The organism is Pararobbsia alpina, assembly GCF_902859895.1.
In the GTDB taxonomy this organism is placed as follows: domain Bacteria; phylum Pseudomonadota; class Gammaproteobacteria; order Burkholderiales; family Burkholderiaceae; genus Pararobbsia; species Pararobbsia alpina.
In genome coordinates this window covers 102,919-120,387 of record NZ_CADIKM010000016.1, presented here as the reverse complement: position 1 = coordinate 120,387, position 17,469 = coordinate 102,919, and the positions used below count along the sequence as shown (strand labels likewise).

At 61.9% G+C, this 17,469-nt stretch carries 13 protein-coding genes and 1 pseudogene; 7 read left to right on the top strand and 7 right to left on the bottom strand.

Annotated features, from left to right (window positions below):
* Positions 1-157: 157 nt before the first annotated feature.
* Positions 158-1,003: a class I SAM-dependent methyltransferase gene (locus tag HV670_RS17050; protein ID WP_175105975.1), complete on the bottom strand. Its 846-nt coding sequence runs from the start codon at positions 1,001-1,003 to the stop codon at positions 158-160.
* 382 nt (positions 1,004-1,385) lie between these two features.
* Positions 1,386-1,736: a hypothetical protein gene (locus tag HV670_RS17045; RefSeq protein WP_175105974.1), complete on the bottom strand. Its 351-nt coding sequence runs from the start codon at positions 1,734-1,736 to the stop codon at positions 1,386-1,388.
* Positions 1,737-1,886: 150 nt separating this feature from the next.
* Here HV670_RS17045 and HV670_RS31090 point away from each other — a divergent pair.
* A pseudogene (locus tag HV670_RS31090) lies at positions 1,887-2,024 on the top strand (exodeoxyribonuclease III); the annotation flags it as partial.
* A gap of 323 nt (positions 2,025-2,347) precedes the next feature.
* Here the strand turns inward: HV670_RS31090 and ppk2 are convergent.
* The 3 genes from ppk2 to HV670_RS17025 all read right to left on the bottom strand — a co-directional run bounded on the left by ppk2 (position 2,348) and on the right by HV670_RS17025 (position 5,613).
* On the bottom strand, positions 2,348-3,274 hold the full coding sequence (gene ppk2 / locus HV670_RS17035; protein WP_175105973.1) for a polyphosphate kinase 2: 927 nt from the start codon (positions 3,272-3,274) through the stop codon (positions 2,348-2,350).
* 197 nt (positions 3,275-3,471) lie between these two features.
* A complete protein-coding gene (locus HV670_RS17030) occupies positions 3,472-4,452 on the bottom strand; it encodes an aldo/keto reductase (protein ID WP_175105972.1) in 981 nt (326 codons plus the stop codon).
* Between the two features lie 258 nt (positions 4,453-4,710).
* Positions 4,711-5,613: a LysR family transcriptional regulator gene (locus HV670_RS17025; RefSeq protein WP_175105971.1), complete on the bottom strand. Its 903-nt coding sequence runs from the start codon at positions 5,611-5,613 to the stop codon at positions 4,711-4,713.
* 160 nt (positions 5,614-5,773) lie between these two features.
* On the opposite strand from HV670_RS17025, the gene HV670_RS17020 reads away from it, so the two are divergent.
* Positions 5,774-5,947, top strand: coding sequence for a hypothetical protein (locus tag HV670_RS17020; RefSeq protein WP_175105970.1), 174 nt, complete (start codon positions 5,774-5,776; stop codon positions 5,945-5,947).
* Between the two features lie 3 nt (positions 5,948-5,950).
* Positions 5,951-7,417: an ATP-dependent RNA helicase DbpA gene (gene dbpA / locus HV670_RS17015; RefSeq protein WP_175105969.1), complete on the top strand. Its 1,467-nt coding sequence runs from the start codon at positions 5,951-5,953 to the stop codon at positions 7,415-7,417.
* Here dbpA and HV670_RS17010 read toward each other — a convergent pair.
* Positions 7,395-9,383, bottom strand: coding sequence for a sensor domain-containing diguanylate cyclase (locus tag HV670_RS17010; protein WP_175105968.1), 1,989 nt, complete (start codon positions 9,381-9,383; stop codon positions 7,395-7,397). The genes dbpA and HV670_RS17010 overlap by 23 nt on opposite strands.
* Before the next feature lie 430 nt (positions 9,384-9,813).
* Here HV670_RS17010 and HV670_RS17005 point away from each other — a divergent pair, with 430 nt between their 5' ends.
* A complete protein-coding gene (locus HV670_RS17005; protein ID WP_175105967.1) occupies positions 9,814-10,719 on the top strand; it encodes an oxygenase MpaB family protein in 906 nt (301 codons plus the stop codon).
* Between the two features lie 27 nt (positions 10,720-10,746).
* On the opposite strand, the gene HV670_RS17000 is transcribed toward HV670_RS17005, so the two are convergent.
* On the bottom strand, positions 10,747-11,760 hold the full coding sequence (locus HV670_RS17000; protein WP_175105966.1) for a LysR family transcriptional regulator: 1,014 nt from the start codon (positions 11,758-11,760) through the stop codon (positions 10,747-10,749).
* 195 nt (positions 11,761-11,955) lie between these two features.
* Here HV670_RS17000 and HV670_RS16995 point away from each other — a divergent pair, with 195 nt between their 5' ends.
* The 3 genes from HV670_RS16995 (at position 11,956) to HV670_RS16985 (ending at position 17,369) form a co-directional block, all read left to right on the top strand.
* Positions 11,956-12,777, top strand: a complete 822-nt coding sequence (locus tag HV670_RS16995; protein WP_246257553.1) for an alpha/beta hydrolase — start codon at positions 11,956-11,958, stop codon at positions 12,775-12,777.
* A gap of 40 nt (positions 12,778-12,817) precedes the next feature.
* Positions 12,818-13,987, top strand: coding sequence for an efflux RND transporter periplasmic adaptor subunit (locus tag HV670_RS16990; protein WP_175105964.1), 1,170 nt, complete (start codon positions 12,818-12,820; stop codon positions 13,985-13,987).
* A gap of 181 nt (positions 13,988-14,168) precedes the next feature.
* Positions 14,169-17,369, top strand: coding sequence for an efflux RND transporter permease subunit (locus HV670_RS16985; protein WP_175105963.1), 3,201 nt, complete (start codon positions 14,169-14,171; stop codon positions 17,367-17,369).
* Positions 17,370-17,469: the final 100 nt, after the last annotated feature.

Genomic DNA, 17,469 nt, shown 5'->3' with positions numbered 1-17,469 from the left:
AACGCGCCCCGGAGAAAAAATGCGGAATCTGTTCCGGCTCGATGAATACTTTGCGCGATCGATGTGCCATCGCGGCGGCGGGCCGACGAACGCGTCGCCAGTGTCGCGGAGAGGGTTGCTGTAGCGCGCACCGACTGCGTGCTGGCAAGACGGCGGCTTAGAGAATTGGCGCGCGGACGTCCTGTCGGTCAGGCAAATGAGCCCATGCGCAGACCTGGTATGGACCTTGGACCTGCGCATGCCTCTCCTCAATCGCTCGCGCGAGATCGAGTATCGCCGCCTCAAACTCAATTACTCTACCGTCCGCGAGGCGCGTTCGCTCAGCGCCATCAGACAAGCTTTGCAGCGTCCTGATCATCCATTCCTGAAACGGTATGTTCGCGCCACCTATGGTGACCTCGCAAAACATGTCCGGGACGGGAAAGCCCGCGGAAACGAAGGCGTGAACCATGTTTCGAGTCACAGCGGCTTCGGGACACGCCTTCTGGAATCGAATCAACAGTTCATGGAACGCGGCGTCCCATAACTCGATCGTCGGCGACGATGGGATGAAACCGGTCAGATCGATCTCGTGAAAGGCCATGCTGCCACCCGGACGCACAAACAGCGCGGCCTTCTTCAGGAATTCCACCGCATCGGGCTGATGGACCAGGACGTAGCGACCCACGACCATGTCAAACCGTTCGTCGTCCGCAAAGTCGTTAAGCGCGCTAACCTTGAAGTGGACGTTCGATACGCCCTCGCTTCGGGCGGAGTCGACTGCAGCTTCGATCGCACTTTCGCTCCGGTCAATCGCGATGACTTGTCCTCGCGGACCCGTCAGTTCTGAAGCTAGCAGACTGACAGCTCCGGTACCACATCCGATGTCGAGCACGCGCATCCCCTGGCAGAGACCCGCCGCGATCAACATGCGATGAGTGTAGGGGCGCAACAATGCAGCCTGAAATTTCAGGCGTTCAATCTCCTTTGCGGAATGTCCAAGCACATAGTCGTTGGTTGACATATCTCATCCTTAAGCGAATCGACGGATAGGCGTCAAGGCCATGGCAGCGCCGGAGCGCGACCGGTCATGACCATCCCTCTTTAATCCCGCCACGTCAGGCACGTGGCGTCGGATCACAGCACCGTTTCCTCGTCGGCGATGTCATGCATAACTTCGCGCAACGGTTGCAGAAATAGCTCGTCATACGCGGCATTCTCGGGTCTCATCGCGCGACAGCTTGTCGATGATCGCACGCATCTCGTCGTGCTCGGGGCCGCTCTAGGCGAGCGTCTCGTTGTCTGTCTGAGCGACAGACAACGCGGGACAAAAAAGTTCCTCTTCCAGTTGCGCGTGGATCTACGGTGCGTCACACGTGGAAGTGACGATGGCGCGCTTTCGAGCCTTACTTTCCGCCCCCACCGCCACCGGCCCCACCCGCGCCGCCACCGGTCCCCCCGGTGCCGCCGCCGGAGTTAGCACCGCCTTTGCCGCTACCCCCAGCGTTCCCGATATTGCCGGTGTTCGGATCATTGGGATTGGCCGTTTTATTGCCCATCGCCGGCGACAACTTCTTCTGTTGCGTCGCTCCGGTGTCTCCACTATCCGAAGACATGGTGCCTGATGCGTTGGCCGCGCCCGGGTTGTTGTGCGTACCGCCCGTGGTCTGCGCGGATGCCGCTAGCGGAGCGATGGCAAGCACGCCAGCCAATAGTCCTGAGCCGAGTGCGTAGGTAATTTTGCTGTTCGTCTTCATGGTTCTCTCCAAGTTTAACCGCATGAAGAAAAGAGCAACTATTGTTCCCATGCCCACTCCATGCATTTGCTTGATTGCTCTGGAAGGCGGACAGAATGACCGAAACGCCGGTGGGCATGTTGATTGCGCCGTGGACTCCAAATCCGATTTGAAGCAGCCGTCTCTGGCGTTCTCCTTGGCTGCATCTATCTGCCGAATGGCAACCCGCAGCCTGGTCCGAAATTCGACTACAAACTCGCGTGGTTCAAACGGCTGATCGAGCATGCGAAGACCTTGGGCAGTAGCGGCCAACATGGATCGAGCTTTCGAATGGCCCCAAGATACAGACGAGGAGGTCAGCGCTTAGACTGCTGTTGATGGTCACGTAGAACTGACCCAGTAAGAACTCACGCAGAACTACAAGACGTTGATCGCCAAACTCGCGGCTGAACGTCCGGACGTGATATCTCAGGCATTCGACTTTACGACCGCGCAGGATGGCACGCTACAAAGGCACATCCACGTGGTCACGAAACTGTTTAGGCGCGAACGTTCGGTAATTTCCAGGCATCTGAAAAGCGTCTTCGGAGCCAGCAGCCTTTCGCGCTAGAGGCCGCACCCGATCATGAGACCTAGTAATACTCCGGCACAATCATCGATTCCGGCACCGGATGGCGCAGGTAATCGTCGTGATGCTCACGATCCGGTAGCAAGATAGGCGAACGCTCGACCTCGTGATAGGGCACCAGATCAAGCAGATGGCGGATGCAGTTCAACCGCGCGCGCTTCTTGTCCACTGCCTGGATTACCCACCACGGTGCTTCCGGGATATGCGAGCGCTGCAGCATCACTTCCTTCGCCTGCGTATACCGCTCCCACCGGCGGCGACTCTCAAGGTCCATCGGGCTCAGCTTCCACTGCTTGAGCGGATCCTGGATGCGCGCCTGGAAGCGAACCTCCTGTTCGTCATCCGTGATGGAGAACCAGTATTTGACGATCTGGATACCGCTGCGTACGAGCATCTTTTCAAACTCGGGAACCGAGCGGAAGAATTCCTCATATTCAGCGTCGGTACAAAAATCCATCACGCGTTCGACGCCCGCACGGTTGTACCAGCTACGGTCAAACAGCACGATTTCACCGCCTGCGGGAAGGTGGGCGGCATAGCGCTGGAAGTACCACTGGGTCCGTTCGCGATTATTCGGTGCGGGCAGGGCAGCGACGCGGCACACACGCGGGTTCAGGCGCTGGGTGATGCGCTTGATCGCGCCACCCTTGCCGGCAGCGTCGCGACCCTCGAAGATCACGACGAGCCGATGACCCGTATGCACCACCCAGTCCTGCAATTTGACCAGTTCGCCCTGAAGGCGAAACAGCTCCCTGAAATAGAGCTTGCGGCTTTCGCGCGCCTCGGCATCGAGCGTCATGTTGCCGTCGAGAACCCGGTCGTCGATCTCCATCTCGAGTTCTTCGTCGTAGCTGTCGATCAGGTCTTCCTGAAGACGGCGCTGCCGCGCTGCCTGCGCGTCGTCATCGTTTTGAAGGTCTAGTTCGCTCATCACGCTGCTCCTTTCGAACGGGGTCGTCGGGCGTGGCCGGGAACTGCACACAAGGCACCGAGCATCCGATTCTCAGTGTGCCAAATGTCAAGCGTATTACGAAATACTTTCAGGGCGGATCGCCGCGCCACGCTCGCCTGTGGCGGCACTGCCTCCAGCCGACCCGGCAGGAGGCAGCGAATCCGCAAACGAGCCGATTACTTGAAGCCGGCGACCGCGTGCGGCACATACAGTTCCTCGAGCTTCGCGACCTCATCCGCGGTCAGCTTGAGCGACACGGCTGCGACCGCATCATCGAGATGATGCGTCTTGGTTGCCCCAATGATCGGCGCGGTGATCGCCGATTTCTGCAGCACCCAGGCGAGCGCAACTTGCGCACGTGGAACGCCGCGTGCCTTCGCGACTTCCGCGACCCGTTCGACGACCTGCCGATCGGCATCCGCACTCTTCACATAGAGCCCACGGCCGAAATCGTCAGTTTCCGAACGCGCACTCGTTGCATCCCAGTCTCGCGTCAGGCGTCCGCGCGCAAGCGGGCTCCATGGAATGACGCCGATACCTTCTTCCTGGCATAGCGGCAGCATCTCGCGTTCTTCCTCACGATACAGCAGGTTCACGTAGTTCTGCATCGTGACGAAGCGCGTCCAGTTATGGCGTTCGGCGACGTGCAGGGCCTTCGAGAGTTGCCATGCATACATCGACGAAGCGCCGATATAGCGGGCCTTGCCGGCCTTCACCACGTCATGCAGTGCTTCCATCGTTTCCTCGATGGGCGTCTCATAGTCCCAGCGGTGGATCTGGTAAAGGTCGACGTACTCGGTGCCGAGACGGCGCAGGCTCGCATCGATCTCGGACATGATCGCCTTGCGCGAAAGTCCCGCACCATTGGGGCCCTTATGCATTCGGCCATGGACCTTGGTGGCGATCACGATTTCGTCACGCTTGGCGAAGTCGCGCAGGGCGCGGCCGACGATCTCTTCGCTCGTGCCGTCGGAGTACACGTTGGCGGTGTCGAAGAAGTTGATGCCGAGTTCGAGTGCTTTCTGGATGAAAGGCCGTGCTTCGTCGTTGTCGAGCACCCACGGGTGCGGACCGCGTCCGGGCACGCCGTAGCTCATGCAGCCGAGGCAGATCCGCGATACGTCCATGCCGGTACGGCCTAACTTGGTGAATTGCATCCTGCAGCTCCTGTTCTAGTTGGAAAAGGGCGTGGGGCCGGGCATCGAGCGTGTGGTCGCACTGGGCCCGGAACGACGTCCATTGGGGATTGCGCAGCAAGTCGCAAATTATCGCAGCCCGGCGACTCGCTTCAATGAGTCCCGGCGAAAGACACTCTAAAGAAATGCTGATCAGTCATACAGCACCGTGGATCAGGGGCCACGACCCGGATTCAACGCCATCGGCCAACGACCATCAGTCGTCCCTTTGCGTCGACACTAACGCAGCCTCCCGTCCCTGACGCGCTCCATGACGAAATCGATGAAATGCCGCACGCGGGTCGGCAACTGCTTGCGTTGAGGGTAGTACATATAGATTCCCAGCCGGCTCGTCGCAAAGGCCGGCAAAATTCGCACAAGCCCGCCCGCGGCGAGATCCTCGGCGATCATATAGTCGGGCAACTGCCCGATGCCGAGGCCCGCGCGCACGGCCCGCACTTCTGCCTCGACCTGGTTGAGGCTCACCACGGCGGGCACATCCTGATAAATGAATTCACCGTCGATCTGCAATTCCCAGGGAACGACCCGCCCGGTATTCGGATGGCGAAACCCCGTGCAGCGGTGGGTCAGCAACTCCGCAAGGCTCGTCGGCGTGCCGTGTTCCCTCAAATAGTCCGGCGAAGCGCAGATCGACAGACCGATCGGACCCAGCGAGCGTGCGATCAGGTTAGCGCCGGGTTCGTTGCCCGATCGGAAACCGACGTCGATCTTCGCGGTAACCAGATCGGTGAATTGGTCCTCGAACAACAGATCGAAATGAATATCCGGATAAAGCTTCTGAAACTGCCGGATCAGCGGAATTAGCTGACGATTGCCAAACGAGTGTGAGGCGGCGATCCGTATCAGTCCCGCCACTTCCTGCTTGCTGTACTGGGTCTGGTCCATCGCCTCGTCGAGCAGGCGCAGCCCTGCATCCGCGAGTTCGTAAAGTCGGCTGCCCTCGTCGGTGAGGCTCACCTTTCGTGTGCTGCGGTTCAACAGCCGTACCCCGAGATGATGCTCGAGCTGGGCAATGGCGCGGCTCACGGCCGGCGGCGTCAGCCCGACGGCCAACGCGGCCTGCGTAAAACTGCTGGTACGTGCAACGCTGAGGAATATTGATAAAACGCGAGTCTGATCCATGAAAATGCCAGTGTTACCGTTTTACAAACACATGTCGGTAGCCATGATAAATCGGAAGCGCCAACCACGGTTTTCAGCCTGGTCCGGACCCCACTCCGGCACGAGAAATCCGCTTGGCGGCGCGGCGCAGTAAAATGGCGCTCATTCCCCGGAGAACTCGATGTTTATTTGCAGAAACCAGCCCTGCGGCGCGCAGTGGCATCCGTCCGAAGTCGAGGTCCGCAACGAGGGGCAGGGCTATTTGTTCCGCTGCCCGCTATGCGGCTCGCGAAACTATGTCGAACGCGTCACGGCGGAGGACGGCACGGTCGCTTACCAGCAGCCGCGCGCCTGAGCAATGACCGATACGAACTCCAACATTCCGCTCAATAACAGGGCGGGCGCGCCGCGCGCGACCGAAACCAGCGGCAAGCCGGCCGCCGGAGCGCAATTCAGCACCCTGCCGCTCTCACCCGCGGTGCTCGCCAACCTTGAACAGCTCGGTTATCTGAGCATGACGCCGATCCAGGCGGCCACGCTGCCGTTCGCGCTCGCCGGCCAGGATTTGCTCGCGCAGGCCAAGACCGGCAGTGGCAAGACGGCCGCGTTTGCGCTTGCCCTGCTCAACCGCCTGAATCCGCGGAATTTCGCGGTGCAAGGGATGGTACTTTGCCCGACCCGCGAACTGGCCGACCAGGTCACGCAGGAAATCCGCCGTCTTGCACGCGCGGAAGAGAACATCAAGGTGCTCTCGCTGTGTGGCGGCACGCCGATGCGTCCGCAGATCAACAGTCTCGAACATGGCGCGCACGTCGTGGTCGGCACGCCGGGCCGGCTGATGGATCACCTCGAACGCGGCACGCTCGAGCTCGCCGCGCTCAACACGCTGGTGCTCGACGAGGCGGACCGCATGCTCGACATGGGTTTCTTCGACGATATCGCCACCGTCGCCCGGCAATGCCCGAGAGAGCGCCTGACACTCCTGTTCTCGGCGACCTACCCGGAAGGCATCGGCAAGCTGAGCCAGCAGTTCCTGCGCAACCCGCGCGAGGTCAAGCTCGCCGAGACGCATGCCGATACGAAGATCCACCAGCGCTTCTATGAAGTCCGTGACGACGAGCGGCTGCATGCGGTCGGCCTGCTGCTCAATCACTACCGCCCGGTTAGCACGCTCGCATTCTGCAACACAAAGCAGCAGTGCCGCGACCTTGTCGACGTACTGCGAGCGCAAGGCTTCGAGGCGCTTGCCCTGCATGGCGAACTCGAACAACGCGAACGCGACCAGGTGCTGATCCAGTTCGCGAACCGGAGTTGCTCGGTTCTCGTCGCAACAGACGTGGCGGCACGCGGGCTCGACATCGCACAGCTCGAAGCGGTGATCAATGTCGACGTGACGCCAGACCCCGAAGTGCACGTCCACCGGATCGGCCGCACGGGCCGGGCGGACGAGGAGGGCTGGGCCCTGAGCCTGGCGAGCATGAACGAGATGGGGCGCGTGGGCAATATCGAGCACGAGCAAGGACGCGAAGTCACCTGGCAACCGCTTGCCGAACTGACGTCGGCGAGCAGGGAGCCGTTGACGCCGCCGATGGTCACGCTGCAGATCCTCGGCGGTCGCAAGGAGAAGATCCGGCCTGGCGACGTGCTGGGTGCGATGACGGGCGAAGCGGGACTCGATGGCGCGCGGATCGGCAAGATCAATGTGACCGAGATGTCGACCTACGTCGCGGTTGAACGCGGCATCGCGCGCGAAGCGTTGAGCAAGCTCTCGTCGGGCAAGGTCAAGGGCAAGCGGGTGAAGGTCAGGCTGCTGCAGGACGAGTGATGTCGCTGCAGCACGACTCGGGCGAGATCAGAACGTCGGTGGTCGCGGGTGTAGTCCGGACATCGAGAGCGACGGTGCCACCGGTTTCGCCGGCGGCTGATGCCGCTTCCTTGCGTGGTCGGAAATCCTCGAGGGCCGGCCATACGCGGTTGCGTCCGAAGGCCTTGGCGCGATAGAGCGCTTCATCGGCTTTACGTACGAGGGACTCACGCGTTTCGTAGTACGGCGAGATCGAGGCCACGCCGATGCTCACGGTTACGCGTCGTTCGGGCTCGCCGGGCTCCTGGAGCAGCAGTATGCTGATCTGTGAACGCAGGCGCTCGGCCAGTATGACGGCACCTTCGAGTGTGGTGTTCGGCAGGATCACCGCAAACTCTTCGCCGCCGTAACGCGCGGGGGTATCGGGCGGACGCTTGCACGCACGGCCGATCGCCTTGGCGACGACCTTCAGGCATTGGTCGCCCGCCTGATGACCGTGGAGATCGTTGTATTGCTTGAAATGATCGACGTCGAGCATCAGCAGTGAGATCTCGAGCGCGTTCTCGCGGCGCGCACGGCGGTATTCGCGATCGAGCGACTCGTCGAAGAATCGCCGGTTGTAGAGTTCGGTCAGACCATCACGATGCGCAAGTTCGCTCAGGCGCGCATTGCTTTCTTCAAGCGCTTGCTCGACGGCCTTGCGCTCGGAGATGTCGCGGGTCGAACCGATGAACTCGATCAGGCCGCTCACCTCTCCCAGGGTGCCGGACTGTACGGCCCGCAGGCTCATCTCGACCCAGACTTCCTCGCCATCCTGCCTGAGCGCCCGATAGTTGAAGGTCTCGCGTTCGAGGCCCAGACGCACGCGTTCGAACGCGGCGCGCACCCGGGCGAGATCGCCGGGCGCGACGAGCGCCCACTTCGGCATCTCGAGCAGCGCGGAGGCTTGATAGCCGAACAGTTCCCGCACGGAAGGCGACACATAGGTGAGCCGCATCGATGAATCCATGCGCATGATCACGTCGGACGAATGTTCGGCGAGCGTGCGAAAGCGTTGTTCGCTGGCCTTGAGCTTGTCGGCGAGCCGCTGTCGCTGCAGTTGCAGGGACGACAGCGGAAATGTGAAGGCGAGCGCGGCAGCGAAGAACACCTGGAGCTGCTGGATCCGTTGTGTCACCTCGTCCATGCCCATGAATTGTCCCGAGCCATGCACGGTGAAGATGATCGCGATGACCATGCTCGCGGCGAGCCCGATCACGGCACCCGAGAATCGGGCGTTGAAAATCGCCACGCCGAGCGCAAGATAGATCATATAAAGCAGGGGTGCATGCTGCTGGGCAAACACGGCGACGGTCGTCACCATCAGGAAGGCCACGGACAGCACCGGCTTGAGCAGCCGGCGCGAGCGTAGCGTGCCGAGGTCGCTGGCGCCGCGCAGCACCATCGTGAGCGGGGCGAACATCGCGATGCCGAGCGCGTCGGCTGGAAACCAGCGCAGGAAAGTCGTGAGCGGCGCTGTTCCCGTATTGAAGTACAGCACGCACGCGGCGACCAGCGAGGCGGTGGCCGGTGCGACGACGATCGCGCAGAGTGCGAAGCGCAAGATCCAGAGGGGTTCGCCGAACTGGCGTTTGCTTACATCGGCCGAGCGGCAGCTGAGCACGGCCACCACGGTTTCGAGCGTATTGCACAGGGCGAGCAGCCAGGCGGAGAGCGCCGAGTCGCCGACAGCCACGCTGGCGAGCAGATTGCCGAGCAGGGACAGGCCGATCACGTGTGCCCATCTTCGCGGCTGGATGGTCAGCAGCATGCCGAGCACGACGCCGTTGGCCGGCCAGATCACCGCGAAGCGCTCGTGCGGCGGGGTCAGCCGCATGCCGACAAAACAAAGGAGAGCGATGGCGCCGGTAAACAGAAGGGCGCGTGCCAAGGCGTGCCAGTGCGGTTCGAGATCTGACTTGATCCGGTCGATGCGCAGGGTGTTCATGTGTGTCCTTGCCCGGCCGCCGACGTGGTGAGGACGGGATGCCGGTTATTCGTTTTTTTGGACTTTCGGACCTTGGCTGCGGGCGGACGGTCGTGCTCCCCCGTCGTCGTCCGCGCTTTCGCTTCAAGCAAAAGTGACTGCATCTTGAAGGGTCAGATTACATTTTAAAAGGTGGAACAGATGCCGACTTCGGGCTCAAATCGATCTTGATGAGGGCGCTCTGCATTGTTTAGCCACTAAACGCAGACTTTGGGAAAGGAGGCCGGAATTCTTTTGGTCGATGATGCGAAGGTTGTCGCGCGAACGCCTCTCGGAAGTGTCCATTGCGCACATGACACCACCGCAATGCGACAATGTTATTTAGGCATTCACTAAAAAGAAAAGCGTCGGCGAAGGCACACTGCTTCACACCGTTTGGGCACTCGAGGTCATGGTCAAGGAATACGTCCGTAAGCAGATTGAAGGGCAGGTGCTCGGCATTTCGATGCCCGCCCGCGCTCCGCTCAAGCTCGATTTCCTGAACCCGCCGGGCGATCCGGGATTGTTCGGACCGGGGTCCGCATGCTGGGAGGTGCATGGCGACTTCAGCGCGATGTTGATCGGCGGGATGAGTGCCCTGCTGCTACAGATGCTCGATCCACTGGCGCTCGCGGGTGTGCTCGGCCACTCGAATTTCCGGGAAGACATGCTGGGGCGCCTGCGCAGGACGGCGCAGTTCATCGCGGGCACGACTTACGGCAGCACAGTCGATGCCGAACGCCTGATCGCGCGCGTGCGGCAGATTCATCTTTCTGTAACGGGGGTGAGCACAGATGGGCGGCCGTACTCGGCAAGCGATCCGGACTTGCTGACGTGGGTGCACGTCGCTGAGGTCCACAGCTTCCTGCAGGCACACCTGCGCTACAAGAATCCGCATTTCCCGAGGGCCCGGCAGGATCAGTACTTCGATGAATATGCGCTGATCGCCGAACGCCTCGGCGCGCGTCATGTGCCGCGTTCGCAGCGGGCGATCGAACGCTATCTGGAAGAACGGCGCGCGGCGCTACATTGTGACGCGCGCACGCTCGAGGTCTACGACATCGTGATGGACGCCCCGGCGCCTGGGGCTTCGTCGCGTGTGGTCACCTGGATGGTCAAGCGAGCCGCGGTCGACTTGTTGCCGGTATGGGCACTTGAGCTGTTCGGTCGGAAGCCGTTGAACAGGGCGGCACGTGCCGGCCTGCACACGGCGACGCGGCTCTCCGTGCTGCCGATCCGGTGGGCTGTGCGCAACGGTGCGCCCGCACTCGCACGGCGCCGCGTGCAGGGGCAGGTCGAGGCGCGAACCGGAGCCTGAGGCGCGCGCTGAACGCGAAGCCGTCCTTCAGATCACCATTTCCGACGCATCGATGACGACCGGCACGGCCAGCTTCGAGCGGATCGAACCGGCAGGCGCCGTGGTCGGCAGGCAGTGCAGGGCAGTTTCGTCCTGACCTTGCAGCAGGGGGCAGCGTTCGAACATCTCCGCGACCCATTCGACGAACACACGCACCTTCGACGACAGATGTCGGCTATGCGGATAGACAGCGGAAATCGGCATCGGCTGCGGTTTCCACTGTGGTAGCACTTCCTTGAGCTGGCCCGAGCGCAGGTAAGGCAGCGCCATGAAACGCGGGGGCTGGATCAGGCCATAGCCGTCGACGCCGCATGACAGGTAAGCCTCCGCATCATTGACGGCGATCGTGCTCGGAATCTTGATCTCACAAGCCTGGCCGTTGACCATGAAGTCCATGTCGAGCACCCGGCCTGTGCGGCTCGAAAAGTAATTGACGGCGGTATGGTTCTGCAGATCATCGAGCGTTTGCGGTTCGCCATGACGCTCGAGATAGGCGGCGCTTGCGCACGTCACACCCTGGAACACGCCGATGCGGCGCGCAACCAGGCTGGAATCCTGCAGCGTGCCGACGCGGAGCACGCAGTCGACCCCTTCCTGGATCAGGTCGACCGGCTTGTCACCCATGCCGATCACGAGCTCGATGTCCGGATACCGCTCGCGAAACTCGCCCAGCGCGGGAATCAGCATCAGCCGTCCGATGCTCGGCGGCATATCGACGCGCAGGCGTCCGCGCGGTTTCTTGCTGCCTTCGTGGAACAGGGCCTCGGTTTCGTCGAGGTCCGCGAGAATCCGCACACATCGCTCGTAGTACGCAGCGCCGTCGGGAGTGAGGTTGAGGCGGCGCGTCGTGCGCTGCAGCAATCTGACCCCCAGAAACGCCTCGAGATTCTGAATCGTCGTCGAGACAGAGGCGCGCGGCATGTCGAGCGCATCCGCGGCGCGCGAGAAGCTATTGCTGTCAACGACACGCGTAAAAACCTGCATCGCTTGCAGACGGTCCATATCTTTTACTCCAGGATGCTTGTGACGCACAGGAATAACGGCGTCCCGCACAAAGCTTAGCCCAATGATTGTTCGCGGCAAGCGAATTGTGTTGCCGGAGTAGGGGCATTTATCATTTTTCCCGCTGAATGCAGAATGCGACGCATCGCAACATGAGGATCGCGTTTACGCAACCCCTCGATGGATTCAGCCACCATGGATCGCCAGCTCAAAGTCGAAGACGTCCGGATCGCAGGCTACGCGCAAGTGATCACATTGCGCGTGTACCGTCCTGTGCCACACCGCAAGGGCCTGCCCGTGGTGCTGTATTTCCACGGCGGCGGTTTCGTTCGCGGCTCGCTCGACGAGGCGAACGTGACCGCCTCGCGGCTTGCGCTCGACACGCCCGCCCTGGTGGTCTCGGTCGGTTATTCACTGGCACCCGCGTTTCCGTTCCCCGCCGCGCCTGAAGATGCCCACCGCGCGGCACGCTGGGCCTATGCCAGTGCCCGCTCCTACGGTGGCGCGCCGCAGCGCATTGGCGTGGCGGGTCACGATGCCGGGGCGAACATCGCAGCCAGCCTGACATTGATCGCGCGTGACCGCGGTGAAGTCCCGATCCACGCACAGGCCCTGCTCGCGCCGCTGATCGATCCGAGCATGACGCGCATCGCCGACGAAACCAAGCTGCGCGAGGCCGATACCGATGTGTCGGACTGCGCGCGCTGCTATCGCGCCTACTTGCCCGAGGCCTCGCAAAGGCTGCATCCCTATGCGGCGCCGCTCGAATCGACCCGCCTTGGCGGCTTGCCGGCCGCATTGATCGCGAGCGCCGAACACGACCTTCTGCATATCGAGGCAGAACGCTATGCGAGCAACCTGATCGCGGCAGGCGTGCCGACCCAGGTCCGCCGCCACCGCAGCGTCTCGCACTCGAAGCTGCCGTCACTGCCGGCGGTGCTCGAGGAAGTCTGCGCCTTTTTCAGGCAACGCCTGGGGATCACGCCGGCGGCGCCCGTTGCGCAATTTCAACAATAACCAACGATAACCCGGCACACTCGCCACGGAGCTTCAGACCATGTTATTCAAAGGCAAGCAACTCTTGATTACGGCCGCTGCGACACTTGCCGTCGTCGGTGTCGGCGCCTTCACCGCTCTTCATCTGGATCGCACATCCACGGCACAAGCCGCCCAGCCGATGCCTGCCGCGGAAGTCGATGTCGCGCCGGTTGTCGCACGCACGATCACGGATTGGCAGGGCTATTCGGGCCGCCTCGAAGCGATCGACAAGGTCGACATCCGGCCGCTCGTCTCGGGCACGATCGTGTCGGTCTACTTCAAGGACGGTGCGCTCGTCAAAAAGGGCGACCCGTTGTTCACGATCGATCCACGCCCTTATCAGGCTGAAGTCGACCGGGCGGCCGCGCAACTCGCCGCCGCGCAGGCGCAGAACAACTATGCATCGACCGATTTCGCGCGTGCGCAGCGTTTGATCGGCGACAACGCGATCGCCAAACGCGACTTCGATGAAAAGGACAACAACGCGCGCTCGGCGCTCGCAAATCTCAAGGCAGCCCAGGCCGCGCTCGAAACGGCGCAACTGAACCTCAGCTATACGCGTGTCGTCGCACCGGTCGCGGGCCGCGTGTCGCGTGCGGAAATGACGGTCGGCAATATCGTCACGGCGGGCGCGAACTCCGCAGTGATGACTACGCTCGTGTCGGTCTCGCCGATCTATGCATCGTTTAACGTCGACGAGCAAACCTATCTTCAGTACCTCGCCCATGACGGCAAGGATTCCGTGCCGGTGCATCTCGGCCTGGCCAATGAAGACGGCTATTCGCGCGATGGCGTGATCGACTCGGTCGACAACCAGCTCGACACGACCTCGGGCACGATTCGCGTTCGCGCGCGCTTCGACAACAAGGACGGCGCACTGCTGCCGGGCCTGTTCGCCCGCGTCGAAGTCGGCGGCGGCACACCGCATCCGGCGGTGCTGGTCGACGATCGCGCGATCGGCACGGACCAGGACAAGAAGTACGTCATGGTCGTCGACGCCCAAGATCACGCTCAATACCGAGAGGTGCAGCTGGGTACGCTGCACGAAGGGCTTCGCGTGATCGCCTCGGGCCTCAAGCCCGGCGAACGCATCGTCGTCAACGGTCTGCAGCGTGTGCGCCCCGGCGATCCCATCCGACCCAATGCAGTGCAGATGGCGGGTGCGCAACCCGCCGCACGAGGTTCCTGAGCCTATTTGAATAGTCGTGCGGGTTCGCGGCGCGCATCGGCGCCGCGAACCCGCACCACGAACAGGCGACGCTCTTTGAGACGGTCCCGAGGTGTCACGAAGGTGGCGCCGGGGGCAGTGTCGCCGTCATTCAGGCAGGAACCCAACTTAGCAATACCAGCTCATACAGGCGGGCAATGCTGTGAACCTATCCAAATTCTTTATCGACCGGCCGATTTTTGCCGGCGTGTTATCGGTGCTGCTGTTGCTGGGCGGCATCATTTCCCTGTTCAAGCTGCCGATTTCCGAGTATCCCGAAGTCGTGCCGCCATCGGTCATCGTCAATGCGCAGTACCCGGGCGCGAACCCGAAGGTGATCGCTGAAACCGTTGCATCGCCGCTCGAAGAGCAGATCAACGGTGTCGAGGACATGCTTTACATGCAGTCCCAGGCGAACTCCGACGGCAATATGACGACGACGGTGACCTTCAAGCTCGGCACCGATCCGGACAAAGCCCAGCAGCTCGTGCAGAACCGCGTGTCGCAGGCGCTGCCGCGGCTGCCGGACGACGTCCAGCGGCTCGGCGTGACGACCGTCAAGGCATCGCCGACGTTGACGATGGTGGTCCACCTGATTTCGCCGAACGACCGCTATGACATGACCTATCTGCGCAACTACGCGTTGATCAACGTCAAGGACCGGCTTGAACGGATCCAGGGCGTCGGGCAGGTCCAGCTCTGGGGTTCGGGCGACTATGCGATGCGCATCTGGCTCGATCCGCAAAAAGTCGCGCAACGCGGGCTGAGCGCGACCGATGTGGTCAATTCGATTCGTGAGCAGAACGTGCAGGTCGCGGCGGGCGTGATCGGCCAGTCGCCGATGCCGTCCAATGTACCGCTGCAACTGTCGGTCAATACACAAGGCCGCCTGCAGACTCCCGAGGAATTTGGCGATATCGTGCTCAAGGCGAGCTCGGATGGTGCCGTCACGCATCTGCGCGACGTCGCGCGCGTCGAACTCGCCGCATCCGAATATGGCTTGCGTGCGCTGCTCGACAACAAGCAGGCCGTCGCGATGGCGATCAACCAGCAGCCGGGAGCCAACTCGCTGCAGATCTCCGACGAAGTCCGCAAGACAATGGCCGAGCTGCAGAAGGACATGCCGCCGGGTGTCGAATACAAGATCGTCTACGACCCGACGCAGTTCGTGCGCTCGAGCATTCACGCTGTGATCCATACCCTGCTCGAAGCGATCGCGCTCGTCGTGATCGTCGTGATCATCTTCCTGCAGACATGGCGCGCTTCGATCATCCCGCTGCTCGCGGTGCCGGTGTCGATCATCGGTACGTTCTCGCTGCTGCTCGCGTTCGGTTTCTCGATCAACGCCTTGTCCTTGTTCGGGATGGTGCTGGCGATCGGGATCGTCGTCGACGATGCGATCGTGGTGGTCGAGAACGTCGAGCGAAACATCGCCTCGGGACTGAGTGCGCGTGAGGCGACCCATCAGGCGATGCGAGAGGTCAGCGGACCGATTATCGCGATCGCGCTGACGCTCGTCGCCGTGTTCGTGCCACTCGCGTTCATGTCGGGGCTGACGGGTGAGTTCTACAAGCAGTTCGCGATGACCATCGCGATCTCGACGGTGATCTCCGCGTTCAATTCGCTGACCCTGTCGCCCGCGCTTGCCGCGCTATTGCTCAAGGCTCATGACGAACCGAAGGACTGGCTCACGCGCGGCATGGACCGCATTTTCGGTGGCTTCTTCCGTGTGTTCAACAAGGTGTTCCACCGTGGTTCGGAGAACTACAGCAAGGGCGTGACCCGTGTGATCAACCGCAAGGCGCTGATGATGGGCGTCTATGCCTTGCTGCTCGGCGGCGCAGTGCTCATGAGCAAGATCGTGCCGGGTGGCTTCGTGCCCGCGCAGGACAAGGAGTACCTCGTCAGTTTCGCGCAACTGCCCAATGGCGCATCGCTCGACCGTACGGAAGATGTGATCCGCGAGATGAGCGAAATCGCATTGAAGCAACCGGGCGTCGAAAGCGCGGTCGAGTTCCCGGGCCTGTCGGTCAATGGTTTTACGAATTCGTCGAGCGCGGGGATCGTGTTCGTGACGCTCAAGCCATTCGACCAACGCAAGGGCAAGGCGCTGTCTGCCGGTGCGATCGCAGGTGCGCTGAACCAGAAGTACTCGGCCATGAAGGGCGCGTTCATCGCGGTGTTTCCGCCACCGCCGGTGCTGGGCCTCGGTACGCTCGGCGGTTTCAAGATGCAGTTGGAAGACCGTGGCGCACTCGGTTATCGGGCTCTCGACGCGGCTACGCGGGCATTCGTGAAGAAGGCCTCGCAGACGCCTGAACTGAGTCCGACCTTCTCGAACTACCAGATCGACGTACCCCAGCTCAATGTCGACCTCGACCGCGTGAAGGCCAAGCAGCTCGGCGTGCCCGTGACCGATGTGTTCGACACGATGCAGATCTATCTCGGCTCGCTGTATGTGAACGACTTCAACCGCTTCGGCCGTGTGTATCAGGTGCGGGTACAGGCGGATGCACCCTTCCGGTCACATGCGGAAGACATCGGCATCCTGAAGACGCGCAACCGCGATGGCGAGATGGTGCCGCTGTCGTCGCTCGTGAAGGTCACGCCGACGTTCGGTCCGGAAATGGTGGTGCGCTACAACGGCTATACCGCGGCTGACATCAACGGCGGCCCGGCGCCGGGCTTTTCGTCGGGCCAGGCGCAGGCTGCCGCCGAGAAGATCGCGGCTGAAACGCTGCCGCGCGGCATCAAGTTCGAATGGACGGACTTGACCTACCAGCAGGTGATCACCGGCAATGCGGCGTTCTGGGTGTTCCCTATCAGCGTGCTGCTCGTGTTCCTGGTTCTTGCCGCGCTGTATGAAAGCCTGACGCTGCCGCTTGCCGTGATCATGATCGTACCGATGAGCCTGCTGTGTGCGCTCACGGGTGTGTGGCTGACCGACGGCGACAACAACATCTTCACGCAGATCGGCTTGATGGTACTCGTGGGGCTGTCGGCGAAGAACGCGATCCTGATCGTCGAGTTCGCACGTGAGCTTGAAATGCAGGGCCGCACCATCGTCGAAGCGGCCATCGAAGCGAGCCGTCTGCGGCTGCGCCCGATCCTGATGACGTCGATCGCTTTCATCATGGGTGTGGTGCCGCTCGTGCTGTCGTCGGGTGCGGGTTCGGAAATGCGCCATGCGATGGGTATCGCGGTGTTCTTTGGGATGCTGGGTGTGACGCTGTTCGGCCTGATGCTGACACCGGTGTTCTACGTGTTGCTGCGCAAGCTCGCTGGCGGCGAACAACTGGTCGACAAGCATGGACACAACCCGCATATGCGTGGCGTCGATGCCTCGTTCGACGGTGCGCGCTGAAGCGCGCTGGAAACATCAAAACGAAAAAGCGCGATACGAATCGCAAGGCTGATGCATCGTGCGGCGCGCGGAGCTGACCGCTGGCCGCCGCACGACGCGC

Bases quoted from the DNA above. Each gene is read 5' to 3' on its own strand.
- HV670_RS16990 (WP_175105964.1), top strand. From the start codon at position 12,818: ATGTTATTCAAAGGCAAGCAACTCTTGATTACGGCCGCTGCGACACTT.
- HV670_RS17030 (WP_175105972.1), bottom strand. From the start codon at position 4,452: ATGCAATTCACCAAGTTAGGCCGTACCGGCATGGACGTATCGCGGATC.
- HV670_RS17000 (WP_175105966.1), bottom strand. From the start codon at position 11,760: ATGGACCGTCTGCAAGCGATGCAGGTTTTTACGCGTGTCGTTGACAGC.
- HV670_RS16995 (WP_246257553.1), top strand. From the start codon at position 11,956: ATGGATCGCCAGCTCAAAGTCGAAGACGTCCGGATCGCAGGCTACGCG.
- HV670_RS17005 (WP_175105967.1), top strand. From the start codon at position 9,814: ATGGTCAAGGAATACGTCCGTAAGCAGATTGAAGGGCAGGTGCTCGGC.
- HV670_RS17010 (WP_175105968.1), bottom strand. From the start codon at position 9,383: ATGAACACCCTGCGCATCGACCGGATCAAGTCAGATCTCGAACCGCAC.
- HV670_RS17050 (WP_175105975.1), bottom strand. From the start codon at position 1,003: ATGTCAACCAACGACTATGTGCTTGGACATTCCGCAAAGGAGATTGAA.
- ppk2 (WP_175105973.1), bottom strand. From the start codon at position 3,274: ATGAGCGAACTAGACCTTCAAAACGATGACGACGCGCAGGCAGCGCGG.
- dbpA (WP_175105969.1), top strand. From the start codon at position 5,951: ATGACCGATACGAACTCCAACATTCCGCTCAATAACAGGGCGGGCGCG.
- HV670_RS17020 (WP_175105970.1), top strand. From the start codon at position 5,774: ATGTTTATTTGCAGAAACCAGCCCTGCGGCGCGCAGTGGCATCCGTCC.
- HV670_RS17045 (WP_175105974.1), bottom strand. From the start codon at position 1,736: ATGAAGACGAACAGCAAAATTACCTACGCACTCGGCTCAGGACTATTG.
- HV670_RS17025 (WP_175105971.1), bottom strand. From the start codon at position 5,613: ATGGATCAGACTCGCGTTTTATCAATATTCCTCAGCGTTGCACGTACC.